The sequence below is a fragment of the Mucilaginibacter pedocola genome (genome assembly GCF_002013915.1).
Lineage (GTDB): Bacteria > Bacteroidota > Bacteroidia > Sphingobacteriales > Sphingobacteriaceae > Mucilaginibacter > Mucilaginibacter pedocola.
Genome location: NZ_MBTF01000034.1, coordinates 318180 through 335705 on the forward strand (window position 1 = coordinate 318180; position 17526 = coordinate 335705).

The following is a 17526-nucleotide window of genomic DNA, read 5'->3' on the forward strand; positions in this document are numbered from 1 at the left end:
TGAAAAGCTATGGTAAAAACCTCATTTCTACGCCAAAAAAGAAGTTTTTACGCTTTTAACGCAGCCTTTACCTTAGAAAGCCGTGTCAATCTTGCTCGGTTGTATTGTTGTAGTAAAATAGGACAAATATTGTAGATAACATTAGCCACCAAAATAATTATGGCTATTGGTATCTTGCCGATAAAAAGGGCAAAGGCAGTAGTAAGCAAAAAGAAAACAAAGCACAAAAAGTGGTAACGCTCATACATTACAATAGTGCTGCTATAACCAATGGCGCTTTCCCGCCCTTTGATCACCCTTAATTGTTGCCGGGTGTTTTTACTGATGCGCTTCACCAGGTCGCCGTTTTGTACAAATTTGCGGATGACCCGCACTCCCAGCTTTTCGTAGAATTTAGGGCTATTGCTTAATTGCAACAGCCGTGCTGGTATCAACAAGCTGATAATGCTAATGCTGCAAAAAATATAAAACCAGGTAGTAAGCCCTTCCGCGAACCAAAAGCCTATCACGGGGATGAAGCATAATATGGTCCAGAAGAAGTTTACTGCCTGGTTCATGGGCGTTGCGGTATAGATTTGACAACTTTTAAAAAGTTGTCAAATCTGCAGCAGGTACTATATCTTATCCATCTCCGCTTTCACAAATTCGGCAAGCTCTTTTACGTAGCCAGCGCTGAAATCGAACTTGATGCCTGCGGTTTCGTATATCTCGGTGATGGTTTTGGTATAACCCAATTTAAGGGCATCCAAGTATTGCTGCAGTCCTTTCTCGGGGTTTTCTTTATAGTTTTTCCAAACGGCAATAGCGCCAAGCTGGGCCATTCCGTATTCGATGTAGTAGAACGGCACCTCAAAAATGTGCAGTTGTTTTTGCCATAGGTTTTGCTCGGCAGCGGGGTTAATGCTCCAATCAACAAAGCCCGCACCAAACGGCTCGTATATTTTTAGCCATGCCTCGGTACGTTCTTCGGCCGTGTGATCGGGATTGGTATATATCCAATGCTGAAACTGGTCTACAACAGCTACCCATGGCAGGGTTTTCAGTACATCAACAAGCTGATCGCGTTTGGCGCGTTTCAGGTCTTCTTCGTTATCAAAATACACATCCCAATTATCCATCGATATCAACTCCATCGACATCGAGGCCAACTCGGCTACTTCGCTCGGGCAGTGTTTAAAATCGTTCAGCTCCAAATCGGCAGTCAGGAAGGTGTGTACCGCGTGGCCACCTTCGTGCACCATGGTAGTCAGGTCGCGGAAGGTGTTCGCCGAGTTCATGAAGATGAATGGCGCACCGGTTTCGGCCAGCGGGTAGTTATAACCACCTGGAGCCTTGCCCTTACGGCTTTCTACATCGAACAAGCCGTTATCTTTCATGATCTCTAAACGCTCGCCCAAATAGCGGTTAATATTGCTGAAGCACTGGATAGATTTCTCTACCAGGTCCTCACCGCTACTGAAAGGCTTAAGTGCGGCCCTGCCCGATGGATCAACATCCATATCCCATGGCTTCAAAGCGTCAAGGCCTAAGGCCTCTTTGCGTTTCTCGGCCTGCTCGCGCAGTATAGGTACGATCTCGGTCTCGATCGCTGCATGGAAAGCGTAGCAATCTTGCGGGGTATAATCAAAACGGCCTAAAGCCTGGAACATATAGTCGCGGAAGTTCTCGAAACCGGCATTCAGCGCAACTTTGTGGCGCAGGGCACGCAGGTGGTCGAACAGGGTGTCCAATACGGTTTTCTCCTGTAAACGACGAGCGGTTATCTTCTCCCAAACCTCCTGGCGTTTGGCACGATTGGTTCCTTTTAAAAACACAGATGCTTGCTCTAAGGTATATTCCTTATCATCCACATGTACCGACATAGCGCCGGTGATGCTCTGATACTTCTGCTGCTCTACCTGTATCTCGGTTTGCAACGGTATGTTCTCCTCGCGGAAAAGCTCCAGAGATTTTTTTACCGCGCGCAGCATAATGTAAAATTTCTCTTCGTTCAGGTCGGCTACGTATTCGCTTTCTACCAGCTTTTTATTAAGCTGATTGTTGAAAGGCGCGGTTTTAGGTTCGATCTCGGTAGCGAAGTACTGGAAGCTCTCCAGCAGGTCGGGGTTCATGGTATCGCAGGTCATTTTGATGTAGCGCCATGCGAAATCTTCTTCCAACGCGGCCTGTAGTTCGCTGCCGTCTTTCAGCCATTGTTCAAGCTCTTCAACCGAATTAATAGGGCGGCCTACCAATTCCTGGTAAATAGGTTCCAGCGTTTCCCATTTAATTTCAAGATCGGCCGGGATATAGTGTCGTGTTTTTTTATGGATCATGGTTTTTCAGATGTGTCCCGAACGTTCGGGACACATCTGCAAATGTGCAGATGATTTGGATGATGTGCAAATGTTGAGATAAAGGAAAAATGTTTTGACTAACCTTCGTGTTGTTCAACACTAACCACCTTGTCATTTAGAAATTTAATACACATATAGTCCGGATCTATATTACCGAATCCTGGTTTAAAGCCAAGTTCATAACACCAGCTACTATCATTATCTCGACCTTCGTCTGCGCCCAAAAGTCGTCGCACTTCCGTTTTCGTCTTGCCTATTAGCATTCTGCTTTCGATAAGGCTTTCAGAATATTCATAGCGCGTGTCTTTGTTGGTGTTCCATCCCTCCCTGTCAAAATCACGATCAGGGTAGTATGCCATTGCGGCAAAAAAACCTATTACTAATAACACGTAAAAAACAGGAGCAGCAGCAAGCATACAAGCCCAAATAAGTAGTGAACGTTTCCTTTTATCACCAATGCGTTTTCGAAATACGTTCTTAAAAATAAAATAAAACGGGATATTCAATACAGCCCAGATAACATAAACCTCAATACTTATTCCGAGAATAACGGGGATTTCGAGTAGCATGCTCATTGATAATGTTTAGTAACATAAAGTTAAACAAAATAAACAAATCAAACTTTTCCTATTCCGCCTTATACAACGTCTCCGACATCTTTTTTATCCCTTCTTGATACGGCGTTGGTTTAACATTAAAGCGTTTCTCGAACTTTGTTGAATCGAACACGTAATCATGGTCATACTGGTAATACATCTCCACCGTGCCGGCCACAACCTTCATAAACTTGCCTATTAACCATAGCATCCATTTTTTCAGGCTGAAGAAATTGGGTTTGATATCATAGATAGCTGCCGCCATATCGATGAATTGTTTGCCTGTGAGTGCCGGGGCGGTGGGCAGGTGCCATACCTGGTTATCGGTATCGGGGTTTTGGCCAAGCAGGTACATGGCTTTGCCCGCATCTTCAATAAAAATAAAGCAGTGTTTGGTGTTGGCATCACCTATCCATTGCGCGCTTTGTTTTTTGGCGTATTTGGCCAGTACCATCATATCAAAAAAGCTGTTGGTGCTATCGGTGCCGTAAAAATCGGGCGCGCGGGCTATGCTGGCTTTCAGGGTTCCTGCCTTTACCTCGTCCATTATAGCATTGGCCACGCCTACGCGAACTTTGCCTTTCTCGCTGGTGGGGTTATAGGGTGTTTCTTCTGTCATGGCGCCATTTACCAGTCCGTACATGTATACGTTATCAAAAAATATCAGGCGGGCGTTATTCTCTTTGGCAACGGCTATTACGTTTTTAATAATGATGGGCCATTGCGCTTTCCAGATATCGGCATCATAAACTAAACCTGCGCATAAATAGATAATGCCCGAACCCTTGGTTGCCCTGCGTAGTTCATCAAGTTCCAAGAGGTCGGCTTTTTGCCAGGTGGTGTTGCCCATGGTTTTTATTTCGCGGCGGCTCACCAGGCGGATGTTTTCGTTGTGGCTTTCTAACTCGCGGGTGAGGGCATTGGCTACCGGGCCGCCTGCTCCTAATATGGTGTGTATCATTTCTTTTTTGTTTTGGTATGATACAAATGTAGAGCGCTTAAGGCAGGCAAAACGTTAACAAAAGATAAGGAAATGGGAATTAGATATGAGTATTGAGACGTGAGATATGAGACTAAAACATCTTTTTACAGTAATATCTGAGAACGGTGTATTACATTCTGAAAATTCTAAAATTCTGGAAATTCTGATTCAGACAGTGAGTATCCGCTTCCGTATTCTGGATAGAGACACCGGCGTTATGCCAAGATAATTGGCTACATAGTGCTGTGGCATGCGCTTGAGTATGTCGCGACCGGTTTCGAGGAGTTTGAGGTAGCGTTCTTCGGGTGTTTGGGTAACAAAGGACGACAGGCGGTCTTCGCAGCAAATGAGGTAGTGTTCGGCTATCAGCCTGCCAAAGCGTTCTATTTTATAGGCCAGCATGGGGTTTGCCAGCATCTGGTCGAGGTTTTTCTTGCTGATGAGCATCATTTGCGTTGGCTCTAACGCTTCTATGTAGTTTACAGCGGTATCGCCGGTGAGGAAGCTTTTATAACTACTGGCAAAATCGTTCTCGAAGCTGAAGTAATTGGTTATTTCGGCACCATCCTTAATGTGGTAATACCTTACCGAGCCTTTCAGAACGAAGCCTACATATTGACAAACTTTACCTTCTTCGGCAAATAGCTGTTTCTTTTTAAAGTTTTGCAGGCTGATATATTGCGTAAACACGATCCACTCGGCCTCGTTGAATACCGCGTAGGGTTCCAACCCTTTACGGAAGGCCTCGAGTTGGGCCTGTGTTAGCGCATCCATACCCTATCCATTAAAAAGAAGGCCGCGAACACCACGCTGGCAATGCCGTTGGTGGTCATGAAGGCGATGTTTACGCGGCTCAGGTCGTTCGGTTTCACCAACAGGTGCTGGTAGATAAGCATAGCGCAGAAAAAGGCGATGCCCACGTAATACAACACACCAACATTGGTAAAAAACACGGGCATCATAATAAAGGCCGCCGAAAATACATGCAGCACGGTAGACAACCTTAAAGCGTTCACCTTACCCAGCCAGGCAGGTATAGAATGCAGGTTTTCGCCACGGTCAAAGTCCTCATCCTGCAAAGCATAGATGATATCGAAACCGCTTACCCAGCATAAAACTGATAGCGAAAAGAACACAGGTGTTAAAGCGAAAGCCCCGGTAACTACCAGGTAAGCACCGATAGGCGCTAACGATAAACCCAAACCTAAAACCATATGGCAAAGCGCCGTGAAACGCTTGGTTGCGCTATAGCCCAACACCACCAGTAAAGCTACCGGCGAAAGGTAAAAGCATAACGAATTGATGAACCAGGTAGTAAGTATAAACAACGCACAATTGCTTAGCGTAAACGTTAAAGCCGCAGCCGGACTAATACGCCCTGCCGGTATATCGCGTTGTTTAGTGCGGGGGTTTTTAGCATCTATATTCCTGTCGAGATAACGGTTAAAGGCCATTGCCGAGTTACGGGCAAACACCATACAAAACACCATCATAACCAGCTTTTGCCAAGAAAATGGGTGATCGGTTGTGGTTACTGCCAAAAAGAAGCCAATGAAGGCGAAGGGCATGGCAAATATGGTATGCGTAAACGTTACGAGGGAAAGGTATTTTTTCATGTATCCGAGGGCTGCAACACAAGCCTGTGCGGCTCTTATTTTTGATGCAAAGATACGTTGAAAATTAAATAAAACGCAGTGGTTGATATGGGCTGCGTTTTATTTACAACACGGTTGCATATAAAGCCTGCGAGTTAACTCACCCGCCGACGCTATCGCTGGACCACCCTCTCTACTCCGTAAAGAGGGTTAGCGAAACTTATTGTAGCTCACCCTCTTTTCCGCAGGAAGAGAGGGTCGAACAGCGGAGCGCATTCGGGGTGAGTTAATAGCCACGCGATATTTACGTTACAGCATGTTACGGATACACCACGCCTGTCTCCTTCTCACTATATTCCCATAACCGTTGGGCAATAACTTCATCCCTCCCACCTGATGTAATTTCAAATTCAGCGGGGTAGCCGCGGTAGCCGCCGTCCTGGTCGGGGCTGTAAAGTACATAAGGTTTAGCGGCAGGCTCCACGGCAGCGTATAATGATGGCAGCGCGCCCTGCCATGGTTCCATTAGCGGGCCAGTGCGTTTTACGGCAGCGTCGTAAACTGCTTTATCCATATAGCGGGCCAGTTCGGTTTTGTTAGCACCCGGCTGCACAGCAAGCGATAACACGCCATCACCGGCAGCATCTATCCTGCGCTGCAATTGCAGCGAAAACAAGACGTTGGCCAGTTTGCTTTGGCAATACTCGCGCATGGCATCGTAATCCTGCTCCGACTTTAAATTATCGAAATTGATGCTACCGCGCAGGTAGGCCATACTGCTTACGGTGACAATGCGCGCGCCTTCGGTAGCTTTAAGTACCGGGTACAGGTGCCCTGTAAGTGCGAAATGCCCTATATGGTTGGTACCGAATTGCAGTTCGTAGCCATCATCGGTTTTGGAGGCAGGCGTTAGCATAACGCCCGCGTTATTTATCAATACATCCAATCGGGTGTGTTTGGCTTTAAACTCGTCTGCAAATCGCTTTATCTCGCCGAGGTTAGAAAGGTTAAGGGCAATAAACTCCAGCGAGCCTTTGCAGCCTGTTGCTTCTAACTTACTTATCGCCTCTGCCGCTTTGGCTTCATCGCGCGACGCTATGATAACGTGTGCGCCTGCTTCGTACAAAGCCAGCGCGGTTTCGTAGCCTATGCCGGCATTTGCGCCGGTTACAATAATGGTCTTGCCCGATAAGTCTGGTATGTTTTTTTTAGTCCACATGGTAGTAAAATTTATACTACAAAGGTGAGCGTAAGTAAACGGGCGAGGATACCGATATGAAAGCAAAAACTACAAAAATCAAACCGACGCCTGCTGCCTGAATTTCATAGCTGTAGTTTTCGCGTGGCTTTTAAAAAAAGCGGAAAAGTGGTTGGGTTCTTCAAAGCCAAGGCACCAGGCAATTTCGTTGATAGTCCACGTGGTGCTTTTTAGCAGCAATTTTGCTTCGCGAAGTAGCCTATCGGCAATCAATTGCGAAGTAGTTTTGCCGGTGGTTTCTTTCAGTGCCTTGTTCAGATGGTTTACATGGATATTCATCTGCATAGCAAAGTCTCCCGGGTACCGCAGTTTGAGAGTTTGGCCGGTAGCATCTATTGGGAACTGGCGTTCGAGCAGGTCGGTGAAAAGTGTGCTTATCCGTTCCGCACCATTGGCGCCTGTTAAGGGTTGCCCTGTGGCTGGTTGCAGCTTTAAAGCTTCGTGCACTACCTCCATCAGTAAATTGCGCAGCAGATCGTATTTATAAGCGTAATCGCTTTGCAATTCGGTATACATCCGGGCGAACAAATGCTGAAAGCGTTCTAAGTTTTCATTCAAAGGCACTACTGCCGAGGCGGCGTTCTGAAAAACGGGGTAATCTTTAATATTGCCCGAGCGGCTAAAAAAGCCCTCAGTAAAAATGCATACAAAACCGCTGTGCCCGTCGCCAATGCGCTCCCAGGAGAATGGTATCAGCGGATTTGTAAATACCAATACGCCATTATCCACCTCGATGGTTTGGTCGGCATAGTGTATTTTATTGTGCCCTGTAACCAGGCTCACTTTATAAAAATCGCGGCGGGTGTAAGCAACGGGCTTGTTGCCGGGCAGCAGGGTATCTTCCACCCTAAAGATATTGAATCGCCCGCTATCGCTTTCGGGACCTTCTATCTGTTGGTTAAAATATTGGTAAAATGTATTTAAAGCAATTACCTTGGGCATAAGGTAAAGGTACGGAAATCAAATCCAAATGATAGTAAGCTATGGCTCCCCTCTTGAGAGGGGTTAGGGGTGTGTTAGTGGTTTTGCAAAGTCGTTACACCCTGCAGCCGCACTTTCTATCGCGCCCCCTCTCAAGAGGGGAAATTAATTCGACGTTATTTCGCCGGTTTATAATACTCCTCATTAAAAACCGGTACTTCAAAATTACGATTGATGCCGTCAATAAATTCCAGCACTTCATCGCGGCCGTAAAGCGTTTCAGATGAGGTTACAAAATGTTGTGGCGCTTCTTCAAACGTACTCATTATCGCCCTGCGGAATTTGGCTACATTCTGGTCGGTTTTTATGCTGCTTTGTTTATCGGCTTTGGTAAATACCAGTACAAAGGGCAGCCCTTTTTCGCCCAGCCAATTGCAAAACTCCAGGTCTATTTTCTGCGGTTCCAGCCGGCTATCTATCAATACCATTACGCATTGCAGGCTCTCGCGTTTATCTAAATAATTGCGGATGAATTTATTCCAGTCTTCTTTTTTGTTTTTTGATATACGGGCATAACCGTAGCCCGGCAAATCCACAATATACCACTGCTCGTTCACCAGAAAGTGGTTAATGAGCTGCGTTTTGCCCGGCGTTTGCGATGTTTTTGCAAGCCCCTTTTTCTGCGTCAGCATATTAATCAACGAAGATTTCCCCACGTTAGAGCGGCCTATAAAAGCAAACTCGGGCTTTAAAGGTAAGGGCAAACGCGATACCTGCGTGTTGCTGCAAACAAAATCTGCCGTTTTAATATTCATGCCGCAAAGGTAGGGTTTTATTTAGTTAATGGTTGGGGTAGGTTAGAAGGGTTGGAAAGGGTTAGGAAAAGTTAGAAGAGTTGGAAAAGTTAAAAAAGGGAAAATTGATTAATTTAAATGTTTAAACATTTAAATTGACTGAGTGGTGATAGGTATAACCTACAAACCTTGTACATTTACAACATTACAACAGAATAACATGAGCGAATATAAGATACCGGCACAAACCCGCATTGGGCATGTGCACTTAAAGGTGAGCGACATACAAAAATCGCTGGCTTTTTATAATCAGTTATTAGGGTTTGAACTGGTGACCATGTACGGCGACCAGGCGGCCTTTATTTCGGCTGGGGGCTATCACCATCACATTGGGCTGAATACCTGGCACAGCAAGGGTGCCGGCCGTGCACCCGAATACGCGCCGGGGCTGTTTCACACGGCAATCCTATATCCCGAACGTAAAGACTTAGCTGCAATATTACAACGATTGATAGATGCCCAATATCCGCTCACCGGAGCATCGGACCATGGCGTATCAGAAGCTATTTATTTAGATGACCCGGATGGCAACGGCGTGGAATTGTATTGGGACCGCCCAAAAGACAAATGGCCAACCGACGAGCACGGCAACCTTACCATGTACACCCGCCGTTTAGATGTTGAAGGGCTACTGGCCTTGCTGAAATAATTTATTCGTTCAGCATGTACTTATCAATGCCCGGGGCGGGTTTCCAGCTATCCTTCGGCTCGTAGTAGTGCCATAACAGGGCCGACACTTTGCGAATGAGGGTGGATGCTTCGTTCGTGGGCGTCCAGCTTTGGTCTTTATTGTTTTTGGTGATAACGGAGAATACATAATCGCCGTGCGGAGCATATACCAGCACCGTTTCGGATCGCGACTCGTCCACCGCGCCCGATTTAGACAGGCATTGAACATATGGCGGTATTTGCGCAAGGGCGTTGTTATCCCAATAAATGCGGTTGAGCGTGCGGGCCATGCGTTCGCTTGCTGCGGGGCTAACAACCTGCCCGTTGCGTACCATGGTAAACAGTTTGCACATTTCGTATGGTGTGGTTACGCCCCAGCCATATATGCTACGGAAGGCCTCGCGGCCCGGCGTACGCGAGTTAACCCGCATGCTTTTAAAACCATTACTATCCAGCCAGTTGTTAATGTGCGTACCGGTCACCAATTTTTGCAGCCACAAGCTGGCCGTATTGTCGCTCATGGTGATCATCAGCATGGCCACCTTGCTTAGCTGTATGGTATCTTTATCCTTAAACGAGCCTAAAATATCCTCCCCTGCATACAGTAACGAATCGCGGTAGCCCAGCTTTTGATTGTACCGCAGTTCGCCTTTCTCTATCTTATCCATCAACCCGCTCAGTATGCTCACCTTGATCATGCTGGCAGTGGGGAACAAAGTATCCTGATTAATAGCCGCGGTTTTACCGGTTTTTAAATTATGCACGTAAATACCTACCTGCCCATTAAAGCCTTTCACTGCTTCCTGCAATTGGGCGGTTAGCTTCCTATCGGTTTGCGCGAAGGTTGCGGTGGAGAATATCAGAATAAGGGCGAGGAAAAGGTATTTCATAACTGAAAAGGGTTTACCATCCTAAAGTAGCACTTTTTATTTAGAGAAGCATTTCAATGCCTACCAACAAAAAAGGGCTGCCCTAAAGCAACCCTTCCCATTCAAAATAATATCAATTAAACCACCCGCGTCAACTTCACCGTTTCGGGCGAGGTTAGCATAAGTGGTACTTTTTCTACGGTAACAAAACTCAGGTCGAGGCCAAAGTTGCGCTCTTCTGAGAGGCTTACGCGTTTCAGGTATGAGTAAATAAACATCACCACCCGCTCGTAGAACGAAAGGTTATGCGAGCGCGACAGCACCTTTTCGATCACCACAAAGCGGAAGTCACCCACAATTTTATGTTTGTTCAACGATTTGTAGGTGCTGGTAATATCAACCTCGCCATTCTTCACCAGGTCTTCCACCACACGGCGGAACAATAAGTTTATTTGCTGCTCTACCCTAAAGCCCAGCTTAAAATCTACACGGATAAGCTTGCCCGGTATCAGGTGGTCTACCTCGTACTCGCTTTTGTAAGGTTCATCCACTACATCTACGTGTACCAGCCAGTAAACATCGGCACGTTTGGGTTGCTTTTGCAGGATGGAATAAATGATCTTCGATTCTACTTCCGAATTAAAGTTGGCGCTGGTTAAGTAGATCAGCTGCGAAGCATATTTAGGCACACTCTCGTCTTCGCTCATCTCTTTGATGATGTTGTAGTAATCGTCTATCTCAATGAATTTCACATAGCGGTTCTTGATCTTGCGGGCAATGTGCCATGTCCACATCACCACGAACAATAAGAAGCCGATCGACAGAGTGAACCACCCCCCTTCGAGGAATTTGTGCAGGTTGCCCAGTAGAAATGTACCTTCTATCAATAAATAAACCGCCAGAAATATGCCGATGATATATGCCGGCACCTTACGGCGCTGCAGGAATTTCGACACCAGGATGGTAGTCATCAGCATGGCCATAGTGATACTTAAACCATAAGCGGCTTGCATACGTGCCTCGTGCTGAAAAAGCAATACCACACCAATACAGCCTGCACAAAGCAACCAGTTAGCGCTGGGCACATATAATTGCCCTTTTTGTTCGCTCGGGTAATTGATGCGCACCTTTGGCCAAAGGTTCAGCCTCACGGCCTCGGCTATCAGCGTAAACGAACCCGATATTAATGCCTGAGATGCAATAATGGCCGCAATAGTAGCTATACCTATACCAAATATAAGGAAGCCTTCGGGCATGATCATGAAGAAGGGGTTTTGCTTACTTATATCCACCTGCTGCCCTTCGCGCTGCAACAACCAAACGGCCTGCCCAAGGTAATTCAATATAAGGCAGGCTTTTACATATATCCAGCTTATTTGGATGTTTTTGCGCCCACAGTGCCCAAGGTCGGAATATAAGGCCTCGGCACCCGTAGTACACAGGAACACCGCACCTAATATGATGAAAGCATTATAATTACTGGTAAGCAATACCACTGCGTAATAAGGGTTGAGCGCCTTTAAAACCATAGGCATTTGCGCAATATACATAATACCCAAAACACCCATCATGGTAAACCAAATGAACATGATCGGCCCAAATGCTTTACCAACAAGCGATGTTCCAAATTGCTGTATGATGAATAGGCACGTTATAATGGCTATAACGATCTGCATTGTAGGCAGCCCCGGGTAATAGGTTTGCAAGCCCTCTATGGCAGAAGATATGGTGATCGGCGGGGTAATGATACCATCGGCAAGCAATGCACAACCACCTATTACGGCCGGTACTATAAGCCACTTAGCTTTACGGCGCACCAGCGAGAACAGCGAAAAAATGCCCCCCTCGCCTTTGTTATCCGCCCGAAGTGTTATTACTACATATTTAATGGTCGTTTGAAGCGTTAGCGTCCAAAAAATGAGGGATACGCCGCCAAGTACCAGTGTTTGAGAAATGGGTAACGATAAATTGTTGCCCTCGGTACCAATAATAGCTTTAAATACATAAAGCGGCGATGTACCTATATCGCCATAAATAATACCTAAACTTATCAGCAGCCCTGCCGCGGTAAGTTTTTGCAGATCTTTGTGATTCGACACGATTATTCTATTTAAAAAATACAGCAAAAAGCCCTTGTTTGTTTAGGCGGGCCTTTTGTTTTGTGATAAAGCCCCTATGCCGGGGCAGGCACTATAATGGCTGCCCTACAGAGGCAGTACTTTACTTACGCAACTTTTTACATATAATGCCGCAAGCCTTACCACTCATATATAGCCAATAGCCATTAAGCACGGGGCTAACATTGCCCTGCGGTAATTTATTGGCCAAAGGTTTTGCTGGTACTTGTGGTTTTGGCAGTATATACCGGTGGAGTAACGGCTGAACCGTTCATTATTTCCAAACTAACTGGTGGCCCATCGGCCTTTAGTTTTTGTAATTTTTTGTGACTCGACACCTTGTTATAAAAAGTCCACAAATTTATAAAAATTACATTAGCACAACCGTTATTTTAAAACTGTATATCGGCAACGTTAATATTTAGCGATAATTCGTACACGCCGCTTAGGTTTTGCATAATTTTTAATTGCGGCTTATAAAAGCCGCCTCAACTTGTAAAACTTACAATTTAATTTCGGGAGCGCTTACGCATTTTGGGAGTAGCCCATGCCCCATCACCCAACAAATTCTGCGTGCGGCGGCATGTTTTTATGATGTTGCAACAGTGGGCCATGTGCCCGTGTGGAAAACTACCACCCTATGTTAAATATTATTTACCAACTTAAACTATCAGTTAGCGTATAAGTCTGATATTATAAGTTTGTGAAAATGAATGCACAAATGCTTATATTGTTAAAAATTGTTAAAACTATTTAATTATCGGTTACATTACTGATTTGTAGCGAACAATATTTATACTTTTGCAGATAATATTGATATGGGTAAAAAGTTTACAAAAATTAATTCCTGGATAGCTTTAGCGCTGCTTGCCGTAATGGTGAACGTAGCCTTTGCAAAGGGAGTTGTTGCCCAAAAATCAGACACTTCGTACCTGAAGTATATCAATAAAGGCAAAGCAAAACCCATCAACAAAAACATCCTGCATTTATCGCTGCCGCCTATAAAGCCTGCCGTAATATCAAACACCAAGGTTTACGTACCCCGCCCCGACGATAAATTACTGAGCAATGTACAAGTTTACCCTAACCCGGTGAACGAGATACTTAACGTAAAGTATACTGTATCGCGCGAGGCATTTGTGAATATTAAGGTGATGGATGTATTAGGTAACGATGTACTTACCCTGTTCTCGCAACGGGTAGAAGTTGGTGAGCAAAGCATTACCTACCCGGTAAACAGCAAATTAAGCCGCGGCTTTTACTTCCTGCGCATAAACGTAGGTACCGAATCTATCAATAAGAGGATATCGGTACTGTAAGCCCCATTTAAATTTCGAACACCGAACACTGAATATCGAATGATGAAGTAAAACTTCGGCGTTGGGTATTCGAAATTCATTATTCGATATTAAAAAGCTATCTGCCTCTTAACTCGCAAACAGAATTTTTACAACGCAATTTTTCCTACTCTCTTTTGTTAGGGCATATAATTTTTAGCTTTGGGGTTATACGTTTTAACTCATGAAAATAATCGCCATTGGCCGCAACTACGCCGAGCACGCTAAAGAACTGAATAACCCGGTGCCAACCGTGCCGGTAATATTTATGAAGCCCGATACCGCCCTGCTGAAAGAGAATAAACCCTTTTATCACCCTGAATTTTCGCAGGATATACACCACGAGATAGAATTGGTACTAAAGGTTTGTAAGGAAGGCAAGCACATCAGCGAGAAATTTGCTGCTAACTATTACGATGAGATAGCCCTGGGCATTGACTTTACCGCACGCGATATACAGGCCAAACACAAAGAAAAAGGCCTGCCCTGGGAACTGGCCAAAGCATTTGATGGCTCGGCACCTGTAAGCAACTTTTTGCCCAAAAGCCAATTTGCGGACCTATGCAATTTAAGCTTTAAGCTGGACATCAACGGCGAAACAAAGCAAGAAGGCAACACCAAAGACCTGCTTTTTTCGTTCGAACGTATAATAGCTTTTGTTTCGCAATACATCACCCTAAAAAAAGGCGACCTGATATTTACCGGCACCCCACAAGGCGTGGGCAAAGTAGCCATTGGCGACAGGCTGGAAGGCTATTTGGAGGGAGAAAAGATGCTGGACTTTCAAGTGAAGTAATATCGAATGATGAATATCGAACACCGAATTTCGAAGTACTTCATTATTCGATATTCAACATTCGGCGTTCGATATTATTAAAGCCCACCGCCCATCCAGGCGTCCACGCCTATATGAGATCATTTGTAAGCGTCCACGCTTACCTTCGTAAAATTATCCGTAAGCGTGGACGCTTACAAACGTTATTGCGCCGGGCGTGGACACCCGGCACGGCGTAAAGAAATTGTAGCGATGGGTTTAAAACCCATCGCTACGGCACAGAAAAAAGAAAAATAAACCTTTGCGTCTTTGCGTGAAAACATCGCCAACAAAACGGACAACACACCGTTAAATAAAAAATTCAATAAAAAGTATGCGAGTTCGACCGTGCAGCCGATATAGAATACAAAAGCAGAATTGCAAAACCTTCGCAGCTATTTTAGTACTGCTATTAATAAGCTCATTAACACAAGCCCAGGATATCATCCAAAGCAAACAATACCCGCAAGGCTATTTCCGCTACCCTTTAGACCTTGCACCTACCACTGCAGGCTCATTCGGCGAGTTAAGGCCAAACCATTTCCATTCGGGGTTAGATTTTAAAACCATGCAACGCACGGGCTACCCTGTGCACGCTGTTGCCGATGGGTATGTTTCGCGTTTGCGCATACAGTTCGGCGGCTTTGGGCAAGCGTTATATATTACGCATCCCAACGGCTACACCTCCGTTTACGGGCATATCCAAAGTTTTACACCCGAGGTATTCAAATACATCCGCGAGTACCAGTACAAAAACCAAACTTTCGAGGCAGACATCGCCGTGCCGCCCGGAACCTTTAAAGTGCTAAAGGGCGATGTAGTGGCTATATCAGGCAACGAGGGAGCCTCGGCCGGCCCGCACGTGCACTTCGAATTGCGCGATACCGCTACCGAAGAAACCATTAACCCGCAATTGTTCGGGCTTACCATACCCGACGACGTTCCGCCAACTATTACCGCCATTGGCGTTTATCACCTCAACGGCAACCCCTTCAGCGAGAAAACACCCAAGGAGTTTTTAGGCGTAACCGGAGCGGCGGGCAATTACCACCTCACCGTGCCCAAAGTATTACAGCTAAGCGGCAACACAGGCTTCGGCATTGCCGTTACGGATCAAAACAGTGCCTCGCATAATCATAATGGCGTTTACTCTATCGAACTAAAGCTGGACGGGCGCACGGTTTACACTTTTGCTGTTGAACGTTTCGCGTTCGACCAAACACATGCCGTTAATGCCTATACCGACTACCCTACGTTTTTAACCAGCCGCCGCATGATACAAAAGTGCTTTATTATGCCAGGCAGCCGCATTAGTTTATACCCGCAATCGATAAACAGGGGCATCATCGCCTTTAACGATAACGAGGTGCACGATGTGGAATTTTTATGTAAAGATGTTGCAGGGAATATATCAACCGTAAAGGTAAAAGTACAATCAAGCGCCGTTGCCGCTAACCAGCCTCCCGCCCCGCCTACCGGCAAAATGATGTATTATAACGACCTCGGCGAGTTTACTACCGACCGCCTGAAAGTGTTAATACCCGTAGGCAATTTGTATGATAACCTCGATTTCCAATACGCATCGCTGGCAGCCAAACCGGGGGCTTATTCGGTTACCCATCGCCTCCATAACAGGTTCACACCGATACACGACAGCTATGAGGTTTGGATAAAACCCGACATCAGCCTTGGAAAATATACCGACAAGGCAGTCATTGTAAGTGAGGCAGCCGGCAGTATTGGTGGCGAGTACATCAACGGCTTTGTAAAGGCAGATGCCAAAACCTTTGGCGATTTTTATGTGAAGGTTGATACGGTGCCGCCGATTATTACGCCCATCAACATCCATAACGGCAGTAGCATGAAAGGCATCAGCGCCATACGCCTGCGCATGAGCGATAACCTATCTGGCATAAAAAGCTATAACGGTAAAATAGATGGTAAGTGGGTGCTGGTTGAACGCAGCTATAAAACCAAGATATTGAGCTACAATTTCACCAATGATATTGCTCCCGGAAAGCATACTTTTGAGTTTACGGTAGTTGACGCAAAAAATAATAGCAGTACATTTACTGCAGAGTTCACAAGATAATGTTGAGTCCAAGCCAGATCATTATCCACAAAAGCATCAAAGCAAAACGCGTTGTTCGCAAGATCAACGGTACGCTTTTAATTGAATATACTTTGATGTATTTCTTTGTAGCAATGATTCTTTCATTTGCCATCAGGCTCATCTTCTTTCGGCAGCCACAAGACGAAACAACACCACTATTTAGTATTGTGGTTGGCTTGCTGGCTGTGTTCATGCTGTTTAATTTATACTTCCGTAATAAATTGGTGAGCGTTAACAGCAACAGCTCTGAACTTATTATTGAGCTACTCAAAGAGAAGTATCCTAACGTTAAGCACTGGGTGGTAAATAAACCGTTAATAACAGGCGGAAGCCCTGAGACCTCAAATCACAGGAGCAAATTAATAATAGGGATCATTGATGATGATAGAACCTACATCAACGGCCAAACGGTATTTAAAGACGGACTGTGGTATTTCGACGGGTTTTATAACTACATAAAATGCAGGGCGGTAGCAAAACATTTTCGCTAAAAATTAAATAAAGCGGAGAATATCTTGATATTTACAGCCGAATTTACACGATAACCTATGGCAACTCTTAAAGCAGGCGATAAAGCCCCCGATTTTACAGCGAAGGACCAAAACGGCAAAGAGGTTTCTTTAGCCGACCACAGAGGTAAGAAGATCATCCTTTATTTTTACCCTAAGGATGACACCCCGGGCTGCACCGCCGAGTCGTGCGATTTTAGGGACAACTATCAGTCGTTGCTGAAAGAAGGCTATGACGTTATCGGCGTGAGTGTTGACGATGAGAAGTCGCATAAAAAATTCGAAACCAAATACAGCCTGCCTTTTACATTGATAGCCGATACCGACCACAGCATTGTTGAAGCTTATGATGTTTGGAAAGAAAAGAATATGTATGGCAAAAAGTATATGGGCACCGCGCGCACTACTTTTGTTATAAATGGCGATGGCATTATCGACCACGTGATAGATAAAGTGGATACCAAGGCATCGTCGCAACAGGTGTTGGACCTGGTAAAATAACCGTCAGCCAAACATATTAAAACAAAAAAGCTTTATATTTATTTAAAGATAAATT

17 protein-coding genes are annotated in these 17526 nt (G+C 45.3%); 6 read left to right on the forward strand and 11 right to left on the reverse strand.

Going from position 1 to position 17526, the window contains the following annotated elements; genetic code table 11:
• Window positions 1-47: 47 nt before the first annotated feature.
• The 9 genes from BC343_RS21895 to yihA form a co-directional block, all read right to left on the reverse strand.
• A complete protein-coding gene (locus tag BC343_RS21895; RefSeq protein ID WP_078349915.1) occupies window positions 48-557 on the reverse strand; it encodes a glycosyl-4,4'-diaponeurosporenoate acyltransferase CrtO family protein in 510 nt (169 codons plus the stop codon).
• 57 nt (window positions 558-614) lie between these two features.
• On the reverse strand, window positions 615-2315 hold the full coding sequence (locus tag BC343_RS21900; protein WP_078349916.1) for a M3 family oligoendopeptidase: 1701 nt from the start codon (window positions 2313-2315) through the stop codon (window positions 615-617).
• A 98-nt stretch (window positions 2316-2413) separates the two neighbouring features.
• Entirely contained in the window at window positions 2414-2911 is a 498-nt protein-coding gene (locus BC343_RS21905; protein WP_078349917.1) for a hypothetical protein, read from the reverse strand.
• Between the two features lie 52 nt (window positions 2912-2963).
• A complete protein-coding gene (locus BC343_RS21910) occupies window positions 2964-3893 on the reverse strand; it encodes an NAD-dependent epimerase/dehydratase family protein (RefSeq protein ID WP_078349918.1) in 930 nt (309 codons plus the stop codon).
• A gap of 189 nt (window positions 3894-4082) precedes the next feature.
• Complete coding sequence (locus tag BC343_RS21915; RefSeq protein WP_078349919.1) at window positions 4083-4688, reverse strand: Crp/Fnr family transcriptional regulator; 606 nt, start codon at window positions 4686-4688, stop codon at window positions 4083-4085.
• On the reverse strand, window positions 4676-5530 hold the full coding sequence (locus tag BC343_RS21920) for a UbiA-like polyprenyltransferase (protein WP_078349920.1): 855 nt from the start codon (window positions 5528-5530) through the stop codon (window positions 4676-4678). The genes BC343_RS21915 and BC343_RS21920 overlap by 13 nt, the downstream gene beginning before the upstream one ends.
• 298 nt (window positions 5531-5828) lie before the next feature.
• Window positions 5829-6728 carry an oxidoreductase gene (locus tag BC343_RS21925; protein ID WP_078349922.1) on the reverse strand — a complete coding sequence of 300 codons (900 nt, stop codon included), beginning with the start codon at window positions 6726-6728 and terminating at the stop codon, window positions 5829-5831.
• A 78-nt stretch (window positions 6729-6806) separates the two neighbouring features.
• Entirely contained in the window at window positions 6807-7709 is a 903-nt protein-coding gene (locus BC343_RS21930) for a helix-turn-helix domain-containing protein (RefSeq protein WP_078349924.1), read from the reverse strand.
• Window positions 7710-7864: 155 nt separating this feature from the next.
• On the reverse strand, window positions 7865-8503 hold the full coding sequence (yihA, locus tag BC343_RS21935) for a ribosome biogenesis GTP-binding protein YihA/YsxC (protein ID WP_078349926.1): 639 nt from the start codon (window positions 8501-8503) through the stop codon (window positions 7865-7867).
• A gap of 199 nt (window positions 8504-8702) precedes the next feature.
• Between yihA and BC343_RS21940 the strand changes: the two genes are divergently transcribed.
• Window positions 8703-9191 carry a VOC family protein gene (locus BC343_RS21940; protein ID WP_078349927.1) on the forward strand — a complete coding sequence of 163 codons (489 nt, stop codon included), beginning with the start codon at window positions 8703-8705 and terminating at the stop codon, window positions 9189-9191.
• A gap of 1 nt (window position 9192) precedes the next feature.
• On the opposite strand, the gene BC343_RS21945 is transcribed toward BC343_RS21940, so the two are convergent.
• Entirely contained in the window at window positions 9193-10101 is a 909-nt protein-coding gene (locus BC343_RS21945; RefSeq protein ID WP_078349928.1) for a serine hydrolase, read from the reverse strand.
• Between the two features lie 116 nt (window positions 10102-10217).
• Complete coding sequence (locus BC343_RS21950) at window positions 10218-12179, reverse strand: KUP/HAK/KT family potassium transporter (protein WP_078349929.1); 1962 nt, start codon at window positions 12177-12179, stop codon at window positions 10218-10220.
• An 836-nt stretch (window positions 12180-13015) separates the two neighbouring features.
• On the opposite strand from BC343_RS21950, the gene BC343_RS21955 reads away from it, so the two are divergent.
• From BC343_RS21955 to bcp, 5 genes are all read left to right on the forward strand, one after another.
• Window positions 13016-13516: a T9SS type A sorting domain-containing protein gene (locus tag BC343_RS21955; protein WP_078349930.1), complete on the forward strand. Its 501-nt coding sequence runs from the start codon at window positions 13016-13018 to the stop codon at window positions 13514-13516.
• A gap of 202 nt (window positions 13517-13718) precedes the next feature.
• Window positions 13719-14330, forward strand: a complete 612-nt coding sequence (locus BC343_RS21960) for a fumarylacetoacetate hydrolase family protein (RefSeq protein ID WP_078349931.1) — start codon at window positions 13719-13721, stop codon at window positions 14328-14330.
• Window positions 14331-14682: 352 nt separating this feature from the next.
• Complete coding sequence (locus BC343_RS21965) at window positions 14683-16440, forward strand: M23 family metallopeptidase (RefSeq protein ID WP_078349932.1); 1758 nt, start codon at window positions 14683-14685, stop codon at window positions 16438-16440.
• On the forward strand, window positions 16440-16952 hold the full coding sequence (locus tag BC343_RS21970) for a hypothetical protein (RefSeq protein ID WP_078349933.1): 513 nt from the start codon (window positions 16440-16442) through the stop codon (window positions 16950-16952). Before BC343_RS21965 ends, BC343_RS21970 begins: the two co-directional genes overlap by 1 nt.
• Window positions 16953-17009: 57 nt before the next feature.
• Window positions 17010-17471 (forward strand): thioredoxin-dependent thiol peroxidase, encoded by a 462-nt coding sequence (bcp, locus tag BC343_RS21975; RefSeq protein WP_078349934.1) that lies wholly within the window; start codon window positions 17010-17012, stop codon window positions 17469-17471.
• Window positions 17472-17526 lie beyond the last annotated feature (55 nt).

Coding starts and splice junctions, on each gene's coding strand:
- BC343_RS21895 (WP_078349915.1), bottom strand. CDS start 557: ATGAACCAGGCAGTAAACTTCTTCTGGACCATATTATGCTTCATCCCC.
- BC343_RS21900 (WP_078349916.1), bottom strand. CDS start 2,315: ATGATCCATAAAAAAACACGACACTATATCCCGGCCGATCTTGAAATT.
- BC343_RS21905 (WP_078349917.1), bottom strand. CDS start 2,911: ATGAGCATGCTACTCGAAATCCCCGTTATTCTCGGAATAAGTATTGAG.
- BC343_RS21910 (WP_078349918.1), bottom strand. CDS start 3,893: ATGATACACACCATATTAGGAGCAGGCGGCCCGGTAGCCAATGCCCTC.
- BC343_RS21915 (WP_078349919.1), bottom strand. CDS start 4,688: ATGGATGCGCTAACACAGGCCCAACTCGAGGCCTTCCGTAAAGGGTTG.
- BC343_RS21920 (WP_078349920.1), bottom strand. CDS start 5,530: ATGAAAAAATACCTTTCCCTCGTAACGTTTACGCATACCATATTTGCC.
- BC343_RS21925 (WP_078349922.1), bottom strand. CDS start 6,728: ATGTGGACTAAAAAAAACATACCAGACTTATCGGGCAAGACCATTATT.
- BC343_RS21930 (WP_078349924.1), bottom strand. CDS start 7,709: ATGCCCAAGGTAATTGCTTTAAATACATTTTACCAATATTTTAACCAA.
- yihA (WP_078349926.1), bottom strand. CDS start 8,503: ATGAATATTAAAACGGCAGATTTTGTTTGCAGCAACACGCAGGTATCG.
- BC343_RS21940 (WP_078349927.1), top strand. CDS start 8,703: ATGAGCGAATATAAGATACCGGCACAAACCCGCATTGGGCATGTGCAC.
- BC343_RS21945 (WP_078349928.1), bottom strand. CDS start 10,101: ATGAAATACCTTTTCCTCGCCCTTATTCTGATATTCTCCACCGCAACC.
- BC343_RS21955 (WP_078349930.1), top strand. CDS start 13,016: ATGGGTAAAAAGTTTACAAAAATTAATTCCTGGATAGCTTTAGCGCTG.
- BC343_RS21960 (WP_078349931.1), top strand. CDS start 13,719: ATGAAAATAATCGCCATTGGCCGCAACTACGCCGAGCACGCTAAAGAA.
- BC343_RS21965 (WP_078349932.1), top strand. CDS start 14,683: ATGCGAGTTCGACCGTGCAGCCGATATAGAATACAAAAGCAGAATTGC.
- BC343_RS21970 (WP_078349933.1), top strand. CDS start 16,440: ATGTTGAGTCCAAGCCAGATCATTATCCACAAAAGCATCAAAGCAAAA.
- bcp (WP_078349934.1), top strand. CDS start 17,010: ATGGCAACTCTTAAAGCAGGCGATAAAGCCCCCGATTTTACAGCGAAG.